Source organism: Micromonospora sp. NPDC049081 (assembly GCF_040648835.1).
Taxonomy (GTDB): domain Bacteria; phylum Actinomycetota; class Actinomycetes; order Mycobacteriales; family Micromonosporaceae; genus Micromonospora; species Micromonospora antibiotica.
Genome location: NZ_JBEZEK010000017.1, coordinates 1 through 19,233 on the forward strand (window position 1 = coordinate 1; position 19,233 = coordinate 19,233).

The 19,233-nt window shown below is 73.5% G+C and carries 12 protein-coding genes, 5 tRNA genes and 1 pseudogene; 8 read left to right on the forward strand and 10 right to left on the reverse strand.

The window, feature by feature from the left end; translation table 11 throughout:
• Nucleotides 1–204: 204 nt before the first annotated feature.
• The 6 genes from AB0B63_RS22455 to AB0B63_RS22480 form a co-directional block, all read right to left on the reverse strand.
• A tRNA-Val gene (locus AB0B63_RS22455) sits at nt 205–279 on the reverse strand.
• 9 nt (nt 280–288) lie between these two features.
• Nucleotides 289–361, reverse strand: a tRNA-Gly gene (locus tag AB0B63_RS22460).
• Nucleotides 362–508: 147 nt separating this feature from the next.
• On the reverse strand, nt 509–2,929 hold the full coding sequence (locus AB0B63_RS22465) for a tetratricopeptide repeat protein (protein ID WP_357021764.1): 2,421 nt from the start codon (nt 2,927–2,929) through the stop codon (nt 509–511).
• Nucleotides 2,930–3,155: 226 nt separating this feature from the next.
• A tRNA-Val gene (locus tag AB0B63_RS22470) sits at nt 3,156–3,227 on the reverse strand.
• 13 nt (nt 3,228–3,240) lie between these two features.
• Nucleotides 3,241–3,311, reverse strand: a tRNA-Cys gene (locus AB0B63_RS22475).
• Between the two features lie 34 nt (nt 3,312–3,345).
• Nucleotides 3,346–3,418 (reverse strand) — tRNA-Gly (locus tag AB0B63_RS22480).
• Between the two features lie 295 nt (nt 3,419–3,713).
• On the opposite strand from AB0B63_RS22480, the gene AB0B63_RS22485 reads away from it, so the two are divergent.
• Together AB0B63_RS22485 and AB0B63_RS22490 are read left to right on the forward strand one after the other, a co-directional pair.
• Nucleotides 3,714–4,313 carry a TetR/AcrR family transcriptional regulator gene (locus AB0B63_RS22485; protein ID WP_208570759.1) on the forward strand — a complete coding sequence of 200 codons (600 nt, stop codon included), beginning with the start codon at nt 3,714–3,716 and terminating at the stop codon, nt 4,311–4,313.
• A gap of 119 nt (nt 4,314–4,432) precedes the next feature.
• A complete protein-coding gene (locus AB0B63_RS22490) occupies nt 4,433–7,363 on the forward strand; it encodes a M36 family metallopeptidase (protein ID WP_357021767.1) in 2,931 nt (976 codons plus the stop codon).
• Nucleotides 7,364–7,412: 49 nt separating this feature from the next.
• Here the strand turns inward: AB0B63_RS22490 and AB0B63_RS22495 are convergent, their stop codons facing one another.
• Nucleotides 7,413–8,285, reverse strand: a complete 873-nt coding sequence (locus AB0B63_RS22495; protein ID WP_357021770.1) for a hypothetical protein — start codon at nt 8,283–8,285, stop codon at nt 7,413–7,415.
• Between the two features lie 193 nt (nt 8,286–8,478).
• On the opposite strand from AB0B63_RS22495, the gene AB0B63_RS22500 reads away from it, so the two are divergent.
• From AB0B63_RS22500 to AB0B63_RS22510, 3 genes are all read left to right on the forward strand, one after another.
• Nucleotides 8,479–9,147: a 50S ribosomal protein L11 methyltransferase gene (locus AB0B63_RS22500; RefSeq protein ID WP_357021773.1), complete on the forward strand. Its 669-nt coding sequence runs from the start codon at nt 8,479–8,481 to the stop codon at nt 9,145–9,147.
• Nucleotides 9,148–9,156: 9 nt separating this feature from the next.
• Nucleotides 9,157–10,335, forward strand: coding sequence for a cytochrome P450 (locus tag AB0B63_RS22505; protein ID WP_357021776.1), 1,179 nt, complete (start codon nt 9,157–9,159; stop codon nt 10,333–10,335).
• Nucleotides 10,336–10,780: 445 nt separating this feature from the next.
• Nucleotides 10,781–12,271, forward strand: a complete 1,491-nt coding sequence (locus tag AB0B63_RS22510) for a SulP family inorganic anion transporter (RefSeq protein WP_357021779.1) — start codon at nt 10,781–10,783, stop codon at nt 12,269–12,271.
• A 20-nt stretch (nt 12,272–12,291) separates the two neighbouring features.
• On the opposite strand, the gene bioD is transcribed toward AB0B63_RS22510, so the two are convergent.
• Together bioD and AB0B63_RS22520 are read right to left on the reverse strand one after the other, a co-directional pair.
• On the reverse strand, nt 12,292–12,996 hold the full coding sequence (gene bioD, locus AB0B63_RS22515; RefSeq protein WP_219470807.1) for a dethiobiotin synthase: 705 nt from the start codon (nt 12,994–12,996) through the stop codon (nt 12,292–12,294).
• A 223-nt stretch (nt 12,997–13,219) separates the two neighbouring features.
• Nucleotides 13,220–14,353: pseudogene (locus AB0B63_RS22520) on the reverse strand (8-amino-7-oxononanoate synthase); the annotation flags it as partial.
• Between the two features lie 394 nt (nt 14,354–14,747).
• Between AB0B63_RS22520 and bioB the strand changes: the two are divergent.
• From bioB to AB0B63_RS22535, 3 genes are read left to right on the forward strand one after another with little or no spacing between them, the layout of a single operon-like run.
• Nucleotides 14,748–15,743: a biotin synthase BioB gene (bioB, locus tag AB0B63_RS22525; RefSeq protein ID WP_208570754.1), complete on the forward strand. Its 996-nt coding sequence runs from the start codon at nt 14,748–14,750 to the stop codon at nt 15,741–15,743.
• Between the two features lie 7 nt (nt 15,744–15,750).
• Entirely contained in the window at nt 15,751–15,996 is a 246-nt protein-coding gene (locus AB0B63_RS22530; RefSeq protein WP_357021957.1) for a hypothetical protein, read from the forward strand.
• A 3-nt stretch (nt 15,997–15,999) separates the two neighbouring features.
• A complete protein-coding gene (locus AB0B63_RS22535; protein ID WP_208570753.1) occupies nt 16,000–16,506 on the forward strand; it encodes a GNAT family protein in 507 nt (168 codons plus the stop codon).
• Nucleotides 16,507–16,577: 71 nt separating this feature from the next.
• Here AB0B63_RS22535 and AB0B63_RS22540 read toward each other — a convergent pair whose 3' ends face one another.
• The gene (locus AB0B63_RS22540; protein WP_357021783.1) at nt 16,578–19,052 is read right to left on the reverse strand and encodes a non-reducing end alpha-L-arabinofuranosidase family hydrolase; all 2,475 of its coding nucleotides are present in this window, start codon (nt 19,050–19,052) and stop codon (nt 16,578–16,580) included.
• Nucleotides 19,053–19,233 lie beyond the last annotated feature (181 nt).

Here is a 19,233-nt window from a genome sequence, read left to right on the forward strand (position 1 = left end):
TCAAGCAGGTCGACGGCTGGCACGACATGCCCCTGACCAAGGCCGCCCAGACCGTCCAGGTGTCGGCGTACCCCGACCACTACGCCCAGTGGGAGCAGCAGGCCGCCGACCTCGTCGCCCAGCACTGGAACAGCTGACCCACACCCGAACGGCTGACCAACGCGAAAGCCCCGGCTCAGTGGAGCCGGGGCTTTCGTGATTCTCTGGTGGGCGATACTGGGTTTGAACCAGTGACCTCTTCCGTGTCAAGGAAGCGCGCTCCCACTGCGCCAATCGCCCGTGGTCGAGAGCGGACGACGGGATTCGAACCCGCGACCCTCACCTTGGCAAGGTGATGCGCTACCAGCTGCGCTACGTCCGCGTGCCGCCCGGTTTCCCCGGCGACGGGGTGAACTCTACCCGATGGCAAGATCGCCCGCCCCGCCGACCCCGCCCCGGCACGCCGCACGCCCCGGCCATGTCACCCGACGCCACCCCGCGGCCCACGGGTGTCCTGCGCCGACGGCCCCTACTGCGGGGCCGGTGGACCGGTGAGCCGCTCCCGCACCTGGGCGGCGTCGGGGTGACCGAGCCGGTCGAGCACCTCAAGGGCGTGCCGCCAGGCGACCCGGGCGGCGTCGGGCTCGGCGGCGGCCTGCTGGCTGTCGCCGAGGTGCATCAGCGTGATCGCCTCGAAGTACCGCTCGCCGGTCTCCCGCCACAGCGCGAGCGCGTGCCGGTAGCAGTCGATGGCCTCGCGGTGCCGGCCGAGGTGGTGGTGCGCATAGCCGAGACTGTCCCAGGCGTGCGCCTCCCAGTACCGGTTCCCGGTCTGTTGCTGCTGCGTCAGTGCCCGCCCGCAGTAGTCCAGGGCGCGGGCATGGTCACCGAGTTGGATGTGGTACCAGCCGATGTTGTTGAGCGCGTTGGCCTGCCCCTGCGCATGCCCGGCGGCCTCGAACAGCCGGTGCGCCCGCTGCGCGTGTTCGAGTGCCCGCCGGTGGTCGCCCTGCCGTTCCGCGAGGATGCCGAGGTTCAGCTCGGTCCGGCCGCCGCCGACCCGGTCACCGAGCTCGGCGTACAGGTGCCGGGAACGTTCCAGGTGGTCGTGGGCCTCGTCGTACGCGCCGAGGCGCAGGCAGGCGACGGCCCGGTTGCGGTGGGCGCGGGCCTGACCGTCGCGGTCGACCGCTGCGGTGGCGGCCCGCAGCGCCACCTCCTGGACACGGGACTGGTCGGGCCAGGCCCCCACCCGGTCGAGATAGGTGTTGACGCTCCAAGCCAGCTGCCAGGCGTGGGTCGGCCAGCCGTGTTCGGCCGCCAGGTCGATCGCGGCGAGCAGCGCCCGGTGTTCGGCGGCGAGCCACGCCCATGCCTCGTCCCGGTCGGCCGGCTCGACCACCGTCGCCCCGGGTCGCGCCGCCGGCAGGTCGATGTCGTCGCGGTGCCGGTGCAGCAGCAGAGCTGCCGCGTAGGCGGTGTGCAGGTAGTGGTCGAGCAGCCGGCCGAGCGCCGCCCGGCGCAGACCGGCGGAGTCGGTCTGCAGGGCCGACTCGACCGCGTACGCCCGGAGCAGGTCGTGCAGGGTGTACCGGCCGGGGGTGTGCTCGGTGAGCAGGTTCGCCCGGGTCAGCACCGCCAGTGGCCGACGCACCTCGGCCGTCGACAGGGCGGCGAGGCTGGCGGCTGCCGCCACCGACACGTCGGGGCCGGGGTGCGTCCCGAGCGCCCGGAACAGGCCGGCCGCCACCGGGTCCAGACCCCGGTACGACCAGGACAGCACCGCCCGCACGTCACTGCCGGCCTCGCCGTCGCTGAACGCGTCCAGGGCGCCCCGGGTGGCGGTCAGCTCGGCGGCGAGTCGGGCGAGCGGGAAGTCCGGGTGGGTGGCGGCCCGCGCAGCCACGATGGCCAGCGCCAACGGCAGGCCGGCCGCCGCGGCGACGATCCGGTCCACCGCCTGCGGCTCGGCCGCGACCCGCACCGCACCCAGCCGCCGGGACAGCAACTCGCGTCCCTGCGCCGGGGACAGCAGGTCCAGCAACAGTGGACGGGCGCCCTCGGCCGTGACCAGCCCCGGCAGCTGGTTACGGCTGGTCACCAGGACCAGGCAGCCCGGGGAGCTGGGCAACAGCGGACGCACCTGGTCGGCGTCACGGGCATTGTCCAGCAGCACCAGCATCCGCCGGTCGGCGAGCAGGCTGCGGTACAGCGCGGCCTGCGACGCCAGCCCCACCGGGATGCGCTCCGGGGGCACCGCGAGCGCCTCCAGGAACCCGGCCACCGCCTCCGCCGGGGCCAGTGCGGGCGCGTCGGGGTCGTACCCGCGCAGGTTGACGTAGAGCTGCCCGTCGGGGAACCGGTCGGTGACCTGGTGCGCCCAGTGCACGGCGAGGGTCGTCTTGCCCACCCCGGCCGTGCCGCAGATGGTCGAGATGGGCACGGTGCCCGGCGGGCCGGCCGGCTCGGCGAGCAGCGCGGTCAGGGTGGCCAGCGCCGCGGACCGACCCGCGAAGTGCCGGACCGCCGCGGGGAGCTGCCGGGGGACGAACTCCGGGGTCCGCCCGTCCGGTTGCGGTGGCGGGGTCCCGGCGGGTGCCGGTCGGTCCCGGTCGGTGGGGGCGACGGCCCGCCGGCCGTCGGCCCGTGCCGCGTCCCGCAACCGCCAGTAGGCCGTCTCCCACCTGGCCGGGTCGGTCAGGTCGGCGGGCAACCGGGTGCCGGCCTGTTCGGCGTACGCGACGCAGGCGCCCAGGTAGCCGGTGACGAAGTCCCAGTCCGGCAACGACTTGGCGTTGAGCTTGTCGCTGAGGGTGGAGCGGGCCAGTGGCCTGCCCCGCCGCGCGGCGACCGCCACCAGGGTGTTCAGTGACGGCCCGCCGGCGAGCTGGCGTAGCCGTCGCAACTCCTCGGCGAACGCGAGCAGCGCCTCCCGACCGGTCTCCCCCACACCACACCCACCCGGCGTCGCGACGTCCCTTGGCAGAGTCGGAGCAAGGATAGACATCGCATCGACGCTGAGCGCTGACCTCCCACGAGCCGGGAGGCCGCCCGGACCGGGGGGTCGACTTCCCCGGCATCCGGCGGGGTGCGGTACGCCCCGGCCGGTGGCGGGGCCGGCGGGGAAAAGCAGTAGGACCACCTTCCGGGCGCGGAAGGTGGTCCTACTGACCGTGTGGGCGATACTGGGTTTGAACCAGTGACCTCTTCCGTGTCAAGGAAGCGCGCTCCCACTGCGCCAATCGCCCGTGCTTGTTACCGAGGTGGGGACGGGATTTGAACCCGCGTACACGGCTTTGCAGGCCGTTGCCTCGCCTCTCGGCCACCCCACCGAGGTTGCCCCCGTCGTGCGTGGCGGCAGCTCCGAGCGGACGACGGGATTCGAACCCGCGACCCTCACCTTGGCAAGGTGATGCGCTACCAGCTGCGCTACGTCCGCTTGCCTCCGGGACACACCCGGTGACGGATGGAAACTCTAGCCGAGCGGTCGGACCGATGCCAAATCGGGTCGACGGACGGCGCGTCCGGGGCGGTGGGGTGAGCGCCACCACCACCGCCAGGGCGTCCTAGGAAAGTCGGCTGGTGGCGGTGCCCCGATCTGTCGCACCGTCACCGAACAGGTCGGGAAGCCATCCGACGCGCCGGTGGGACGCTGTCCGGCTTCCGACTGACACCTGCCCGATCGGTCGGGTCGGTAACTCCCTGTGGTCGTGTCGATGGGTTACCGTAGCGGCGTGACGAGACGTGCCGCCGCCGATGTCCGCCTGGATTCCCTGCTGCGCACAGCCTGCGACGTGATCGTCGAGCGTGGACTCGCCAACACCCGCACCGCCGACGTGGCCGCCGCCGCCGGGGTCAGCCAGGCCTTGGTCTTCTACCACTTCGCCACCAAGGAACGGCTGCTCGCCCAGGCCTTCGCGTACGCCGTCGAGCAGGAACTGTCCCGACTGGACGCGGTGCTGCGCTCCGCCACCCCGCCGCTGACCAAGCTCCGGCGCATCCTGCGCCTCTACACCCCCACCGGCCGCCCCTGGGCGATGTGGATCGACGGGTGGGCGGAGTCCCTGCGTACCCCCGAGTTGGAAAAGGTCTGCCGCCGGCTGGACCTGCGCTGGCGGCAGGACCTGGCGGCGGTGATCTCGGCCGGGGTGGCCGACGGCACCTTCCAGTGCGCCGACCCGGCCGGGGCCGCCTGGCGGATCAACGCGGTGATGGACGGGCTCGCCGTCCAGCTCGCCGTGCACGAGCGGGTGATCTCCCGGCGACAGTTCGGTGAGTGGATCCGGCTGGTCACCGCCCGGGAGCTGGGCCTCGAGCCCGCCCAACTCGTCTGATCCGCGCACCGCGCGCCATTGCCCCCACCCGATCCGCCTGGTATCCACGAATGCGCATGCGTAACCACGCCTGCGCCGGGCCGGCGTCGCGCCGGTCCCCGCTCCCACAAGGAGGTTCCGTGCCCAGACCGGAGTGGACACCCCGAACGAGCCGGCACCGACGCCGGCTCGTTCCCGTACTGGCGACCGCCGCCGTGGTCGCCGCCCTGCTGCCCGGCGGAGGCACCGCCACGGCCGCACCGGGCGACACCGCGGCCCCGGCCCCGGGCCGCTCCGGCTCGTTCGCCGACGACCGCCACCAGGGCGCCGACGTCGACAACCGCACCGGTACGGCCGCACCCGACGCCCGCCAGCGCAGCCTGGCCCGGGCCACCGGCGTCCCGGTGCGGTGGAACCGGCTCGGCACCCCGCACGCCCTCGGCCCGGCCCGGCTCGCCACCGGCCTGCCCGCCGACCCGGAGGCCGCCGCCCGGCGTTACCTCACCCAGCAGCGGGACCTGTTCGGGCTGGACGCCGACGCGGTCGCCGCCCTCGACCGCCTCCTGGTCCGCCCGGTCGGCGACGGCGCGGTGGTCACCCTGCGGCAGCGCTTCGGCGACCTGCCCGCCGGCCACGACGGCCTGGTCACCGTGGCGGTCGCCGACGGCACCGTGCTCTCGGTCAGCTCCTCGCTGTCCCGGGACACCTCCGCCCCCGCCCCGGCCACCCGCACCGCCGCGCAGGCGTACGACGCCGCGCTCGCCGACGCCGGCCTGGACGCCGCCGGGGTGGCCAGCCACCAGGTGCGGCCGGTCGTCGTGCCCACCCCGCTCGACGGCAACCGGACCGCCTACGAGGTGACCCTGATCGGCCGCGACAGCGACCACCCGGCGGCCTTCACCACCTACGTCGACGCGATCAGCGGGAAGGTGCTGATCCGCGAGGACCTGGTCGACTTCGACTCCGACAACCCGAGCTGGGCGGTCTACCCGGCCACCCCGCCGCAGGACCTAGCCCCCGGGCAGGACCCCCGGGTCCGCTGGTGCGCCAGCCCCGCACCCGACTGTGTCGCCGCCTTCCGCGACCCGGCCAGCGGGCAGCCCTGGGACGTCGACCTCGCCACCGGAGCCCCCACCGGCACCACCCGGGGCAACTCCGCCAACACGGTGGTCTCCTGGGGTGCCGGCAGCCCGCTGGTCAACGCCCCCGCCCGCCCGGACCGGCGCTACGAGTACCCGTTCACCGACCAGTGGCACCAGTCCCGCTGCAACCCGGCGGCGTTCACCTCCGCCCAGCGCAACGACGCCGACGCGGCCACCGCCAACCTGTTCGCCATGCACAACCGGATGCACGACTGGGCCTGGCACCTCGGCTTCACCGAGGCCACCTGGAACCTCCAGGCGGTCAACGTCAGCGGTGCCGGCCTGGGCGGAGACGCCGAGCAGGGGCGGGCCCAGCAGGGCGCGCTGAGCGGCAACCGCAACAACGCCAACCAGTCCACCCCGCGCGACGGGCTGCTGCCCACCACCAACATGTACCTGTGGCAGCCGCAGGCCGGTGGGCCGTACCCGCCGTGCGTGGACGGCGACTACGACATGACGGTGATCGGCCACGAGTACACCCACGCCATCACCAACCGGATGATCGCCGGCCCGGACAGCGGGATCAGCGGGCACCAGGGCGGGGCGATGGGTGAGTCGTGGAGCGACCTGCTCGCCGCCGAGTACCTCTACGAGCACGGCCTGCGCGCCCCCGGTGAGACGCCCTTCGTCACCGGCGGCTACGTCACCGGCAACCTGGTCAGCGGCATCCGCAACTACGACCTGAGCCGCAGCCCGCTCAACTACTCCGACGTCGGCTACAACACCGGCGGCCCGGCCGTGCACGCCGACGGGGAGATCTGGGGTGCGACCAACTTCCGCATCCGCGCCGCCCTGGTCAAGAAGTACGGCCTGGGCACCCCGGCGCGGCAGCTCGACTGCGCCCAGGGCCGGGTGGCCGCCGAGAACTGCCCGGGCAACCGGCGCTGGGTGCAGCTGGTCTTCGACTCGTTCCTGCTCCAGGCGGCCAGCCAGGTCAGCATGCTCGACATGCGGGACAATCTGCTCACCGCCGACCGGCTGCGCTTCGGCGGGGCCAACCAGGAGCTGATCTGGGCCGAGTTCGCCCGCTCCGGGATGGGCCGCGACGCCGCCACCGTCGGCGCCGCCGACACCGACCCGACGCCCAGCTTCGCCAGCCCCTCCGGGGGCAACGCCACGCTGACCCTGCGCCCCCGGGGCGACAGCACGGACGCGCCGATCCGGCTCTACGTCGGCGACTACGAGGCGCGGGCCACCCCCGTCGCCGACACCGACCCGGCCACCCCGCTGCCGGCCACCTTCGAGGCCGTCGCCGGGACGTACCAGGTGCTGGCGGTCGCCCCCGGGTTCGGCCACCAGCGGTTGGAGGTGGTCGCCAAGGCCGGCCAGCAGGGGTACGTCGACCTGCGGCTGAGCCGAAACCTGGCGTCCACCACGTCCGGGGCGACGATCACCGGCGACGGGGTGAACCTGGACCGGATCGGCGACGACACCGAGGCCACCAACTGGGCGTCGTTGACCGGGGTCGCCGGTAAGAGGGTCACCGTCACACTGCCCGGCGGCACGCCGCAGCCGGTGCAGCGGGTCAACGTCAGCGCCATGCTCCGCCCGGCGATCACCGGCGACGCCGACCCCGGCGCGCAGAACGCCCTGAGCGCGCTGCGGTCGTTCGCGGTGTCGACCTGCGACGCGAGCACCACCGACTGTGCCGACCCGGCCCGCTGGACCCGGGTCTACACCAGCGCCGACGACGCGTTCCCCGGCGGGAAGTACCGGGCCTACAGCCGGGACATCATCCTGCGGTCGTTCCGGGTGCCGACCACCGTCGCCACCCACGTGCGGCTGGAGGTGCTGGCCAGCCAGTGCACCGGCGGGCCCGCGTACGCCGGTGAGCAGGACGACGACCCGGCCACCCAGACCGACTGCGCCACCGCCAGCCCGGCGCGCGACCAGGTACGCGTCGCCGAGTTCCAGGTGTTCGGGAAGTGAAACCCGCCGGGGCCGGGTGGTGGCGCCACCCGGCCCCGGCGGCCCCCGATCACCGTCGGACGGTGGTCCACCGGACCGGTCGACGGACCGGGCGGGCATCGCCCTCCACCCCGTCGGCGGCGGTCCGGGTCAGCTGTCGCAGCCGCATCAGCAGGCCGACGCCGAGGAAGAGCAGCAGCCCACCGAGCAGGAAGGCCGCCTGCACCAGACCGAAACCGCCGCTCTGGTTGGCCGAACGGTTCGCCGCGGGCGGTGGCGGCACCTCGGCGAGCGCCTCCTCGGTCGGCTCGGTCTCCTCCCCGGTCGGTTCCAGCACCTCCTCGGTCGGCTCCGGCGACGCGCTGGTCGGCTCGGGTGCCGCCGTGGTGGGCGCAGGTGCCGTGCCGACGACCTGCCGGGTGGCGCTCTGCCGGGCGAGCAGCCGCAGGTTCGGGTCGTACGCCTCGGCGGCCAGGGTGATCCGGCCCCGGGTGACGTCCTCGGCGAAGGCCACCCGGTAGGTGGCGGTGACAGTGCGGTCCGGGCAGAGGGTGCCCGGGTCGAGTTGCCGGTCGGTCAGCCGGGCCACCGCCCCCTCGGCCCGGATGTCGAGCGGGAACGAGCCGGTCTCCTCGATCCGGTCCATCTTGACCTGGTCCAGTCGTAGCCCCTGCACCGAGAGCACCATCGACCAGCGGACCTTCACACATCCGCCGTTGCCCTTGCGGGACACCACCGCCGAGACCGTTCGTACCTGGTCACCGGCGGTGAACTCGTCGGGCAGGCCGCTCAGCTCGGTGGCGAAGCGGTCCGCCGCCGATGCCGGTGCCGGCCCGGCGAGCCCTGTCCCCGTGAGGCAGGCCAGCACCGCCCCGACCCGTAGCGCGTTCCGCCACACCATCACCACCGCCTCGTCCTCCCGTCGGTCTTGTCCACTCGCCACGCTATGAGCAGGATGGGGAAGCCGGTAGACGGGCGTGTTCGCGCCGAGCGGCAAGTGCGGGGCGGGTTAACACCGACAGTGGTGAACCGGTCACCCGCGACCTCCGACACGCCGAGGATCGGTGTGGGGAGCACCATCGGCCGGCGGTGAGGGTGCACCGGGCCGGCCGACGTGCGACTGACATCCTGGGCGGGTGTCCGAACTCTCCGCCGCCTTCGTCCGGCTGCACGCCCGGCTCGCCCCGGTCGCCTTCGTACCCGAGGTGCTGTTGCACCAGGCCGACGAGCCGATCGGCCTGTGGGAGCTGACCGAGGGCGAGTTCCGCAGCGCCCAGCCGCCGCCGTTCTGGGCCTTCGCCTGGGCCGGTGGGCAGGGGTTGGCCCGGTACGTCACCGACCACCCGGAGGTGGTCGCCGGCCGCCGGGTGCTCGACCTCGCCTCCGGCTCCGGCCTGGTCGCCATCGCCGCCGCGCGGGCCGGCGCGGCGGCCGTGCGGGCGGTGGAGATCGACGAGCGGGCCGTCGCCGCCGTCGCCCTCAACGCCGCCGCCAACGGGGTACGCGTCGACGCCGAACTGGCCGACGTCCTCGACGGCGATGCCGGGGACGCGCAGGTGCTGCTCGCCGGGGACGTCTTCTACAGCGAGGCGATGGCCCGTCGGGTGCTGCGCTTCCTGCTGCGGGCCGCCCGCTCCGGTGCCCGGGTGCTGGTCGGCGACCCGGGGCGGGCGTTCCTGCCCCGGGAACGTTTCCACGAGCTGGCCGGCTACGACGTGCCGGTGCCGGAGGCGCTGGAGAGCGTACGGGTGAAGCACACCACGGTGTGGGAGCTGGATCCCGCGCCGCCGGGAGCCGCCCGCTAGCGTGACCGGGTGCTGTTCCGGGGGTGGGAGGGGGCCGTCGACGGGCCCTGGCCGGACGTGGCCACCGTCGTCGACCGGGTCGGCGGCGTACACCTGGTGGTGACCCGGCACGCGCTGGTCCGGCAGGTGCTCGCCGACGCGGTGACCTGGCGACCCGACAACGCCCTGGACGCGGTGACGCCGATCCCGGTGGCCGCGCTGCGGGTGCTCACCGGGCACCGGTTCCGGTTGCCGCCGACGCTGGCGAACAACGCCGGCCCCAGCCACCCGGAGATCCGGGCGATCGTCGCCGAGGCGCTGCACCCGGACCGGGTGGCCGCCCAACGGCCGTGGCTGACGGCGCTGGTACGGAACCGGGTGGCCGGGATCGCCGCCGACCTGGCCGCCGGTCGGCCGGTCGACCTGCACGCCCGGCTCGCCGCCGACCTGCCGCTGCTGGCACTGGCCCGGCTGGTGGAACTGCCGGACGCACCGGTCGGCGCGGTGAAGGACTTCGCGCGGGCGGCCCTGGAGCTGTTCTGGGCCCCGCTGGACGTCGACCGGCAGCAGACCCTCGCCGTCGAGGTGGGCCGCTTCCACGCCGTACTGCGGGAGTTCGCCGCCGTCGGTGGCGGGTTGGCGGCCCGGCTGCGCGCCGCCGGGCACTCCCCCGACGTGCTGGTGGGGGCGCTGTTCTTCCTGCTGGTCGCCGGGCAGGAGACCACCAGCCAGTTCCTGACCCTGCTGCTGCACCGGCTCACCGGCGAACCCGGGGTGCGCGCCGGGTTGCGGGCCGGCACCGTCGCGGTCGCCGACGTGGTGGAGGAGGGCCTGCGGCTGGAACCGCCGATCGTCACCTGGCGACGGGTGGCCGCGACGGACACCACGCTGGGCGGCACACCGGTGCCGGCGGGCAGCTCGATGCTGCTGTGGCTGGCCCGCGCCGGCCGCGACCCGGAGGTGGTGGCCGAGCCGACCGGGTTCCGTCCCGGGCAGCGCGGGTCACGCCGGCACCTGGCCTTCGGGGCGGGAGCGCACCGCTGCGTCGGCGCGCAGCTGGCCCGGCTGGAAGCGGCGGTGGTGGTCGCCGAGGCCGCACCGCTGCTGGACGCGGTGACGGTGGTCCGTCCACCGTGGTGCCCGGACAACCTCACCTTCCGGATGCCCGACGCCTTCGTGGTCCGCCGTGCCGACACCCGCCCGACCTGAGCCCCGCCCCGGGCCCGCCGCCGGTGCAGGTACACCGGCCCCGCTGTACGGATGAACGGGGCAGGTACACCCGGCCCCGCTGCCCGGATTCGCCGGCACCGGTGTCCCAGTCGGCCCCTTTCGAGCTGATGACGTCCACGCATCACCCTGCCGACCTGCCCAAACAGGCGTAACCGTCACTCACCACGACGGGTTGAACCCACGTGACGCCCGGCGCCACACCAACCCGGGAGGTCAGCGTGCACCCCACCCCAACCCCCCACCACTCCCCCACCCCACCCCCGCCCTCCTGGGTTGATCAAGAAGTTTTGGTCAAAACGGAGATCAACGGTGACGCAAAGCTCTTGATCACCGGGGCGAGGCGGGTGGGGTGGGTGGGGCGGGTGGGGTGGGCGAGGCGGGTGGGATGGGTGGGGTGGGCAGGGCGCGTGGGGGGTGGGGTCAGGTGAGGTGGGCGGCGGTTCGGGGAGACCTGCCGGCGTCGCTGGTGGTGTTCCTGGTGGCGTTGCCGCTGTGTGTGGGGATCGCGGTCGCCTCCGGCGTACCGGTCGAGCTCGGACTGGTGACGGGGGTGGTGGGTGGGCTGGTGGTGGGGGTGATGCCGGGCAGCAGTCTCCAGGTGAGCGGACCGGCCGCCGGGCTGACCGTCCTCGTCGCCGAGGCCGTGGACCGGTACGGGCTGGCCGGCCTCGGCACCATCGTGCTGGTCGCCGGCCTGCTCCAGATCGGGTTGGGCCTGCTACGGCTCGGCCGGTGGTTCCGGGCCATCTCGGTGGCCGTGGTGCACGGCATGCTCACCGGTATCGGCCTGCTGCTGATCGCCGGTCAGCTCCACGTCCTGGCCGGCGCCGACACCCCACCGACCGGCCTCGCCGGCTTCACCGGGTTGCCCCACCTGGTCGGGGACCTCACCGGCTCCGGCACGGCACAGGTGTCGCTCGCCGTCGGAGTAGCCACGATCGTGGTCATGCTGCTCTGGGACACCCTGCCCGGCCGGCCGGGCCTGGTCCCCGGGGCGCTGGTCGCCGTCGTCGCGGTCGCCGGGGTGAGCGCCGTCCTGCGGCTACCGGTCGCCACCATCGAGGTGGAGGGCCTGCTCGCGGCGATCCAACCGTCGTTCGGGCACTGGACGGCCCTCACCGACCCGGGGCTGCTCGCCACCGTCGTCACGTTCACCCTGGTCGCCTCGGCGGAGAGCCTGTTCAGCGCGGCGGCCGTCGACCGGCTGCACCAGGGGCCGCGCACCGACTTCGACCGGGAACTCGTCGCCCAGGGCACCGGCAACACCGTCTGCGGCCTGCTCGGCGCGTTGCCGATGACCGCCGTCATCGTACGCAGCTCCGCCAACGTCCGGGCCGGGGCGCGGACCAAGGCGTCCCGGGTGCTGCACGGGGTGTGGCTGCTGCTCTTCGTCGCCGCCGTGCCCGGCCTGGTGGGGCTGATTCCGATGCCCGCGCTCGCCGCCGTGCTCGTGCACGCCGGATGCAAGCTGCTGCCGTGGCGGGCCCTGCCCGAGCTGTGGCGGGAGCACCGGGGCGAAGCTGTGGTGCTGGTGGTGACCGCCGTCGCGATCCTCGGCACCGACCTGTTCACCGGCGTGCTCGTCGGCCTCGGCCTGGCCGTGGTCAAGACCGCCTGGGAGACGTCCCACGTCCGGGTCACCGTGCACGACGACGTCGACCCGGTGCACGTGGCGATCAGCGGCAACGCCACCTTCCTGCGGCTGCCCACCATCCTGACCGCCCTCGACGGGCTGCCCGACGACCGGCGGGTACGGCTGGACCTCGGCGGCCTGCGGCACGTCGACCACGCCTGCCGTACCGCCCTGGATGCCTGGGTCGAGGCGCAGAACCGCGACGCCGACGTCAGCGTGCAGGTCGTCGCCCCACGGCCGGCGCAGGACGACCAGCCCCGGCCCGTCCCCGCCACCGAATGAGGGCACCGGCGGCGGACCGCTCAGCCGGCGTCCTCGGCCCAGGTGCGCCAGTCGTCGAGCACCCCGTACAGGTCGGGGGTGAGCCAACCCGGGGCGGACCGGCGGAACACCCCCGGGTCCATCGACCCGGCACCGGTCGGTAGCGCGCCGAGCAGGTTCGGCACCAACTCGGTCAGGTTCGCCCAGTGCACCAGTTGCGGCTCCGCCGGCCAGGCACCGATCACCACCCCGGCGGGCACGGCCCGACGCTCCAACGCCTCCAGGGTGAGCGCGGTGTGGTTGAGGGTGCCGAGCCCGGCCCGGGCCACCACCACCGCCGGAGCGCCCAGCGACACCGCCAGGTCGGCGACCGTCCACGCCTCGCCCGACGGGCGCAGCCCCATCGGCACCAGCAGCCCACCGGCTCCCTCGACGAGCACCAGGTCGTGCTTGTCGACCTCCGCGCGGATCGCATCGACGGCCGTGTACAGCTCCAGCGGCTCCAACTCGGCGACCCGGGCCGCCGCCAGCGGGGCGAGCGGGTCCGGGTAACTCGACAGGGTGCGACCGGTCAGCGGGGCGGCCAGCCGGGTCACCGAGTCGATGTCGCCGGGCTCGCCGGTGGCCGTACCCGTCTGGCCCGGCTTGACCACCGCGACCCGCAGGCCGGCGGCCTGCGCGGCAGCGGTGATCGCCGCCGTCACCACCGTCTTGCCGACCTCGGTGTCGGTCCCGGTGACCAGCACCGCGCCCTTCCACCCGCTCACGGCAGTATCTCGGTTCGCGACTGCGGGGCCCGCAAACCCGGCTCACTCCTCACGCTCACGGCAGTACCTCAGCTCGCGACTGCGGGGCTCGCAAACCCGGCTCACTCCTCGCGCTCACGGGCACCACCTCAGCTCGCGACTGCGGGGCTCGCAAACCCGGCTCACTCCTCGCGCTCACGGGCACCACCTCAGCTCGCGACTGCGGGGCGCACTCCACGATGGCCTCCAGGGCGTGTTCGAAGTCGGCTCGGGTGACCCCGGCCGAGAGCGTCAGGCGCAACCGGGAGCGGTGGTCCGGGGTGGACGGCGGGCGGAAGCAGCCGACGGCGACGCCCCGGGCCCGGCAGTCGGCCGCCCAGGCGGTGGCGGCCTCCGGGCCGGGGGCGGTCACCGAGACCACCGCGCCGTCGGGGGCGGACACGGTCAGCCCGGCCGCGCCGAGGCGGCGTACCGCGTGCCGGGCCCGGTCGGCCAGCTCGGCCCGCAGGTCGTCGGCGGCCCGGGCCACCGCCACGGCGGCCCGTACCCCGGCGGCGACCGACGGCGGCGGCGCGGTGTCGAAGATGAAGGTACGCCCGGTCTCGACCAGGTGCCGGACGAACTCGGCCGGACCGGCGACCACCCCACCGGCCCCACCGAGCGCCTTGGACAGGGTCGCGGTGACCACCACGTCCGACGCACCGGCGAGCCCGGCGGCGGCCACCGCGCCGGCCCCGGCCGGACCGGTGACACCGAGCGCGTGCGCGTCGTCGACCAGCAGCAACGCACCGTGCTGCCGGGCCACGGCGTGCAACGCGGCCAGCGGGGCGAGGTCACCGTCGACGGAGAAGACCGACTCGGTGACCACCACCGCCGGGCGGCCCGGCGCGGCGGCGAGCGCGGCGGCCACGGCGTCGACGTCGGCGTGCGCGGTGACCACCGTCTCCGCGCCGGAGATCCGGCAGCCGTCGATCAGTGAGGCGTGGTTGTGGGCGTCGGAGACGAGCAGGGTACGCGGCTGGACCAGGCCCCGGACGGCGGCGAGGTTGGCCAGGTATCCGGAGGAGAAGACGAGTGCCCGGTCGACGCCGAGCCAGTCGGCCAGGTCGTCCTCCAACGCGTGGTGGACGTCGGTGGACCCGCGCACCAGCCGGGAACCGGTGGCGCCCAGCCCGTACCCGGCGAGGGCCCGGCCGGCGGCGGCGACCACCTCCGGGTGGGTGGCCAGCCCCAGGTAGTCGTTGCCGGCCAGGTCGATCACCTGGTCGCCGGCGGCGCGGGGGCGCAGGGTGCGGGTGAGTCCCGCCTTCGCCCGCAGTGCGGCGCGGCGGTCCAGGGCCGCCAGCCAGTCCGCCACCGGTCATCGCCTCCGTCCGCCGTTCGGCCCGTTCCGCCCGGCCCGTGCCGCCCGGCGTGCCGTCCCGCCCGACGCCTGTCGCCGGACGACCGACCCCGCCCGGCTCGTGCCGCCGGGCGGGTGGGCGGCGCTGTCGCCGCCGGGCGAAATTACCATCCGCCGGGCCGGCACCGGCGTGGCGGCGGGCCCGCCGCACCGACGTGCGGGGGTGGGGACGGAGCCGGTCGAGGGGGTCGGCGGGGCCGGGACCGGGGCGGCGAGCGGGCGGCGGCTCGGGGTCGGCGGGGGCCCGGTCGGGGCAGTGGCTCGGGGTCGGCGGGGGCCCGGTCCGAGCGGTGGGTGGGCGGCGGCTCGGGCGTTTCCCGGCCCGCGGCGGCCTTGTAGGGTACGACCCATGCCAGAGATCCTCGACCAGGCCCGGACCCAGGTGCTGGGCGACGGCGTCGGCCTCGACCAGGCTGGTGTCCTCGCGGTGTTGACCCTGCCCGACGAGCACGTCCCCGCCGCCCTCCAGCTCGCCCACGAGGTGCGGATGCGGTGGTGCGGCCCGGAGGTCGAGGTCGAGGGGATCGTCTCGCTCAAGACCGGCGGCTGCCCGGAGGACTGCCATTTCTGTTCGCAGTCCGGCCTGTTCACCTCGCCGGTCCGGTCGGTCTGGCTGGACATCCCGTCGCTGGTCGAGGCGGCGAAGCAGACGGCCGCGACCGGGGCGAGCGAGTTCTGCATCGTGGCCGCCGTACGCGGGCCGGACGACCGGTTGATGAAGCAGATGCGCGAGGGGGTCGCCGCGATCCGCGCGGAGGTCGACATCCAGGTCGCCGCGTCGCTGGGCATGCTCAGCCAGGAGCAGGTCGACGACCTGGTCGAGATGGGCGTGCACCGCTACAACCACAACCTGGAGACCTGCCGTTCCTACTTCCCGAACGTGGTCACCACGCACTCGTGGGAGGAGCGTTGGGAGACCCTGCGGATGGTCCGCGAATCCGGCATGGAGGTCTGCTGCGGTGGCATCCTCGGCCTCGGCGAGACCGTGGAGCAGCGCGCCGAGTTCGCCGCGCAGCTGGCCGAGCTGGACCCGCACGAGGTGCCGCTGAACTTCCTCAACCCGCGTCCGGGCACCCCGCTCGGGGACCGGCCGGTGGTGGAGGGCAAGGACGCGCTGCGGGCCATCGCCGCGTTCCGGCTGGCCATGCCGCGCACCATCCTGCGGTACGCGGGCGGCCGGGAGATCACCCTCGGTGACCTGGGCACCCGCGACGGTCTGCTGGGCGGCATCAACGCGGTGATCGTCGGCAACTACCTGACCACGCTGGGTCGGCCGGCGACCGACGACCTGAAGCTGCTCGACGACCTGAAGATGCCGGTCAAGGCCCTCTCCGCCACCCTGTGAGGTGATGATGACCGACACGGGTGACCCGACCACCGACGGCCGTACGGCGGAGTCCGCCGTGCTGACGTCGGACGCGACCTGGTGCGACCGCTGTGGTGCGGACGCCACGGCGGGCCCGCACCCGGGGTGCGCGACGGCCCGGGTGCTGGAGCCGCCCCGCTACTGCGGGCACTGCCGACGGCGGATGAAGGTGCAGGTGCTGCCGGTCGGCTGGTCGGCGGTCTGCGTCGAGCACGGCGAGCGGCGGGGCTGAGGCGTGCTGCGCGGGCGGGCGGTCACGCTGCGGCCGGTGACGGAGGCGGACGTGCCCGCCCTGGCCACGATCCGGGCCACCCCGGAGGTACGCCGCTGGTGGCGCGGCGGCGACGACCTGGCCGCGTCGGTGCGGGCCGACCTGGCCGACGACACGGTGACGGTCTACGTCGTCGAGCACGCCGACCGGCTGGTCGGGGCGATCCAGTGGTACGCCGAGACCGACCCGGACTACCGGCACGCCAGCCTGGACGTCTTCCTCGATCCGGCGGTACGCGGCAACGGGCTGGGCGGGGACGCGGTCCGCACCCTGGTCCGGCACCTGGTCGACGAGTACGGCCACCACCGGTTCACCATCGATCCGGCGGCGGCGAACACGGCGGCGATCCGGGCGTACGCGAAGGTGGGGTTCCGCCCGGTGGGCGTGATGCGCCGCTACGAGCGGGGCGCGGACGGGCGCTGGCACGACGCGCTGCTGATGGACCTGCTCGCGGAGGAGCTGGCCGACTGAAACCGGGCGGGGCGTGCCCGGCACCCTCAGGTGCCGGACACGCCCCGGTCGTTGCGCGGGCGCAGGTACGCCTAGCGCTGGAGGGTGAGGACACCCGGCCGCCACGGCAGCAGGTTGTAGTCAGTGTTCGCGTTGGGGTCCTTGCCCTGGTAGAGCAGTTGCAGGTTGCAGGCGTCGATGGTCTTGGTCTGGTCGGGGTTGGTGCGGACCAGGTCACCGTGGCTGATGTCGTTGGTCCAGGTGGCACCGCTGTTGGCCTTGCCGGCGAAGGGGTTGCTCTCGCTGGTGGCCTGCGGGGTCCACGAGCCCCCCAGGCTGCTGGAGGTGAACGACCGGAAGTAGCGCTGCCCCTGGCTTCCGATCGCCTCGACGATCATCAGGTACTGGTTCTGGCCCTGCACCTTGTAGACCTCGACGCCCTCGAACAGGTTGTTGGTCGAGTCCGTCATGATCGTCGTGTAGCTCGAACCGAAGCTGCCCGGGAAGTTCCCCAGCGGCATGCTCGACCGGTAGATCTTGCCGTTGTCACCGGCGAAGAACAGGTACATGTTCTGGTCGTCACCGATGAGGGTCTGGTCGATCACCCCGTACGGGGCGTCCGGGAGGGTGGCGGTGGACAGCGTCTGCGCCGAGGACCAGCCGTTGGCGTTGGTCGGGTCGCTCGACGTCTTGTAGCTGAACGAGGTCGGCCCCCACTGGTACGCCAGCACCCAGATGTTCTTCGGGGCGAAGTAGAACAGGGTGGGCGCCACGGTGCCCTGGCTCATGCCGTTCTGGCTGGCCGAGGCCATGTCGGACCAGTTGGTGAACGTGCCGAAGTTCATCGAGCTGTACTGGCCGCTGCTGTTGACGTACGAGCCGTAGACCAGGTGCTTGCCGTTGTAGACGACGTTGGTGAAGTCCTTGAGCGAGACCCAGCCGTTCTTCGGGCTGGTCAGCGCGCCGGTGGACGACCACCGGTAGGTCGACGGGAGCGCGCAGCCACCGCCCGGGGGCGGCGTGGTGGTCGGCGGCGGCGTGGTCGGCGGCGCGGTGGTGGGCGGGTTGCTGCCACCGAAGTCGGTGCGCCACTGCTGGTTGGTCTGCCCGTGGCAGTCGTACAGCTGGACCTGCTGGCCGTTACCGGTGCCCCAGACGTCCAGGCAGCGGCCGGACTGCACACCGCTGATGGTGCCGTTGGCGTTGATGTTCCACTGTTGGTTGGCCCCGCTGTTGCAGTCCCAGATGATGATCCCGGTGCCGTTGGCGGTGGCCGCGCCGTTCGCGTCCAGGCACTTGGTGCCGTAGACCCGCAGCTGCTTGCTGCTGGTGTACGTCCACTGCTGGTTGGACTGGCTGTTGCAGTCGTAGAGCTGCACCCGGGTGCCGTTGGTCTGGGTGGAGTTCGGCACGTCGATGCACCGGTTCGACGCCACGCCGACGATCCGTCCGGCGCCGCCGCTCGGCGGCGGGGTCGTGGTGGGCGGGGGCGTGGTGGGCGGGCCCGTGGTCGGCCCGGAGGTCGGCGGCGCCGCGTTGAGCGCGTTGAGGACCGAGTTGTACGCGGCCTTCTTGTTGCCGCCGCCGTCGAACAGCAGCGGGTTCTCGTTGGAGCGCCAGGAGTCGCTGTCGCGCACGCCCCACACGGTGATGCCGATGCAGCGCGGCACGTTCAGGCACGCCTGGGTCAGCCCGGCGTACTGGGTGGTGGAGGAGTTCGTGACGTCGACCTCGGTCAGCGCCACGTCAACCCCGAGGGCGGCGAAGCTGGACAGCGTGGTCTGGAAGTTGCTCGGCAGCGAGCTGCCGCCGGTGAAGTGGGTCTGCAGGCCGACGCAGTCGATCGGCACGCCCCGGGACTTGAAGTCCTGGATCATGCGGTAGACGCCCTGCGTCTTGCCGTACGACCAGTTCTCGATGTTGTAGTCGTTGTAGCAGAGCTTCACCGACGGGTCGGCGGCCCGCGCGGTGCGGAACGCCACCTCGATCCAGTCGTTGCCGGTGCCCTGGAGGTTCGACGACCGGCGGCTGCCGTCCTCGTTGAACGCCTCGTTGACCACGTCCCACGCGGCGAGCTTGCCCTTGTAGTGGCCCATCACGCCGTTGATGTGGTCGATCATCGCCTGGCGCAGCGTGCTGCCGCTCAGGCTCTGCATCCAGCCGGGCTGTTGCGCGTGCCAGGCCAGGGTGTGCCCACGGACCTTCAGGCCACGCTGGGTGGCCCAGTTGTAGATCTGGTCACCGGAGTTGAAGTTGAACTGGCCGCGCTGGGGCTGCGTCGCGTCCGGCTTCATCTCGTTCTCGGCCGTGATCATGTTGAATTCGCGGCCGGCGATCGTGCTGTATGTCGAGTCGCCGAGCCGGCCGGCCGCGATAGCCGTGCCGAAGTACCGGCCCGACTGCGCGGCGGCCGCGCCCAGCGTGGTCGCGGCGGCGTTCGCCGACGGCATCATCACCGCGACTGCTGCCACCGTCACGACGCTGACCGCGCCGGCGAGCAGCGCCCGGACGGCGGGTGGTCGCCGTCGCCGGCTCCCGCCGTGGTGAACGGATGGGCTTGTTGCCATCGTGGCCTCCTTGCTGGCCAACAGCCGGGCCGTCGGGACGGGACGGCCGGACGTATCGGTTGTCACATCTAGTGCCGTCGATGTTTCCATCATGTGCCGGCCAGAACAAAGATGTTTCGGAAAAGTATCGGAACATTTTTGGCCGACCACGCTCCGACGAGACGTGGCCGGTCACCCAGGG

Excerpts from the sequence above, each read along its gene's own strand:
- AB0B63_RS22530 (WP_357021957.1), top strand. The coding sequence starts at position 15,751 with ATGACCGACACGGGTGACCCGACCACCGACGGCCGTACGGCGGAGTCC.
- AB0B63_RS22540 (WP_357021783.1), bottom strand. The coding sequence starts at position 19,052 with ATGGCAACAAGCCCATCCGTTCACCACGGCGGGAGCCGGCGACGGCGA.
- bioB (WP_208570754.1), top strand. The coding sequence starts at position 14,748 with ATGCCAGAGATCCTCGACCAGGCCCGGACCCAGGTGCTGGGCGACGGC.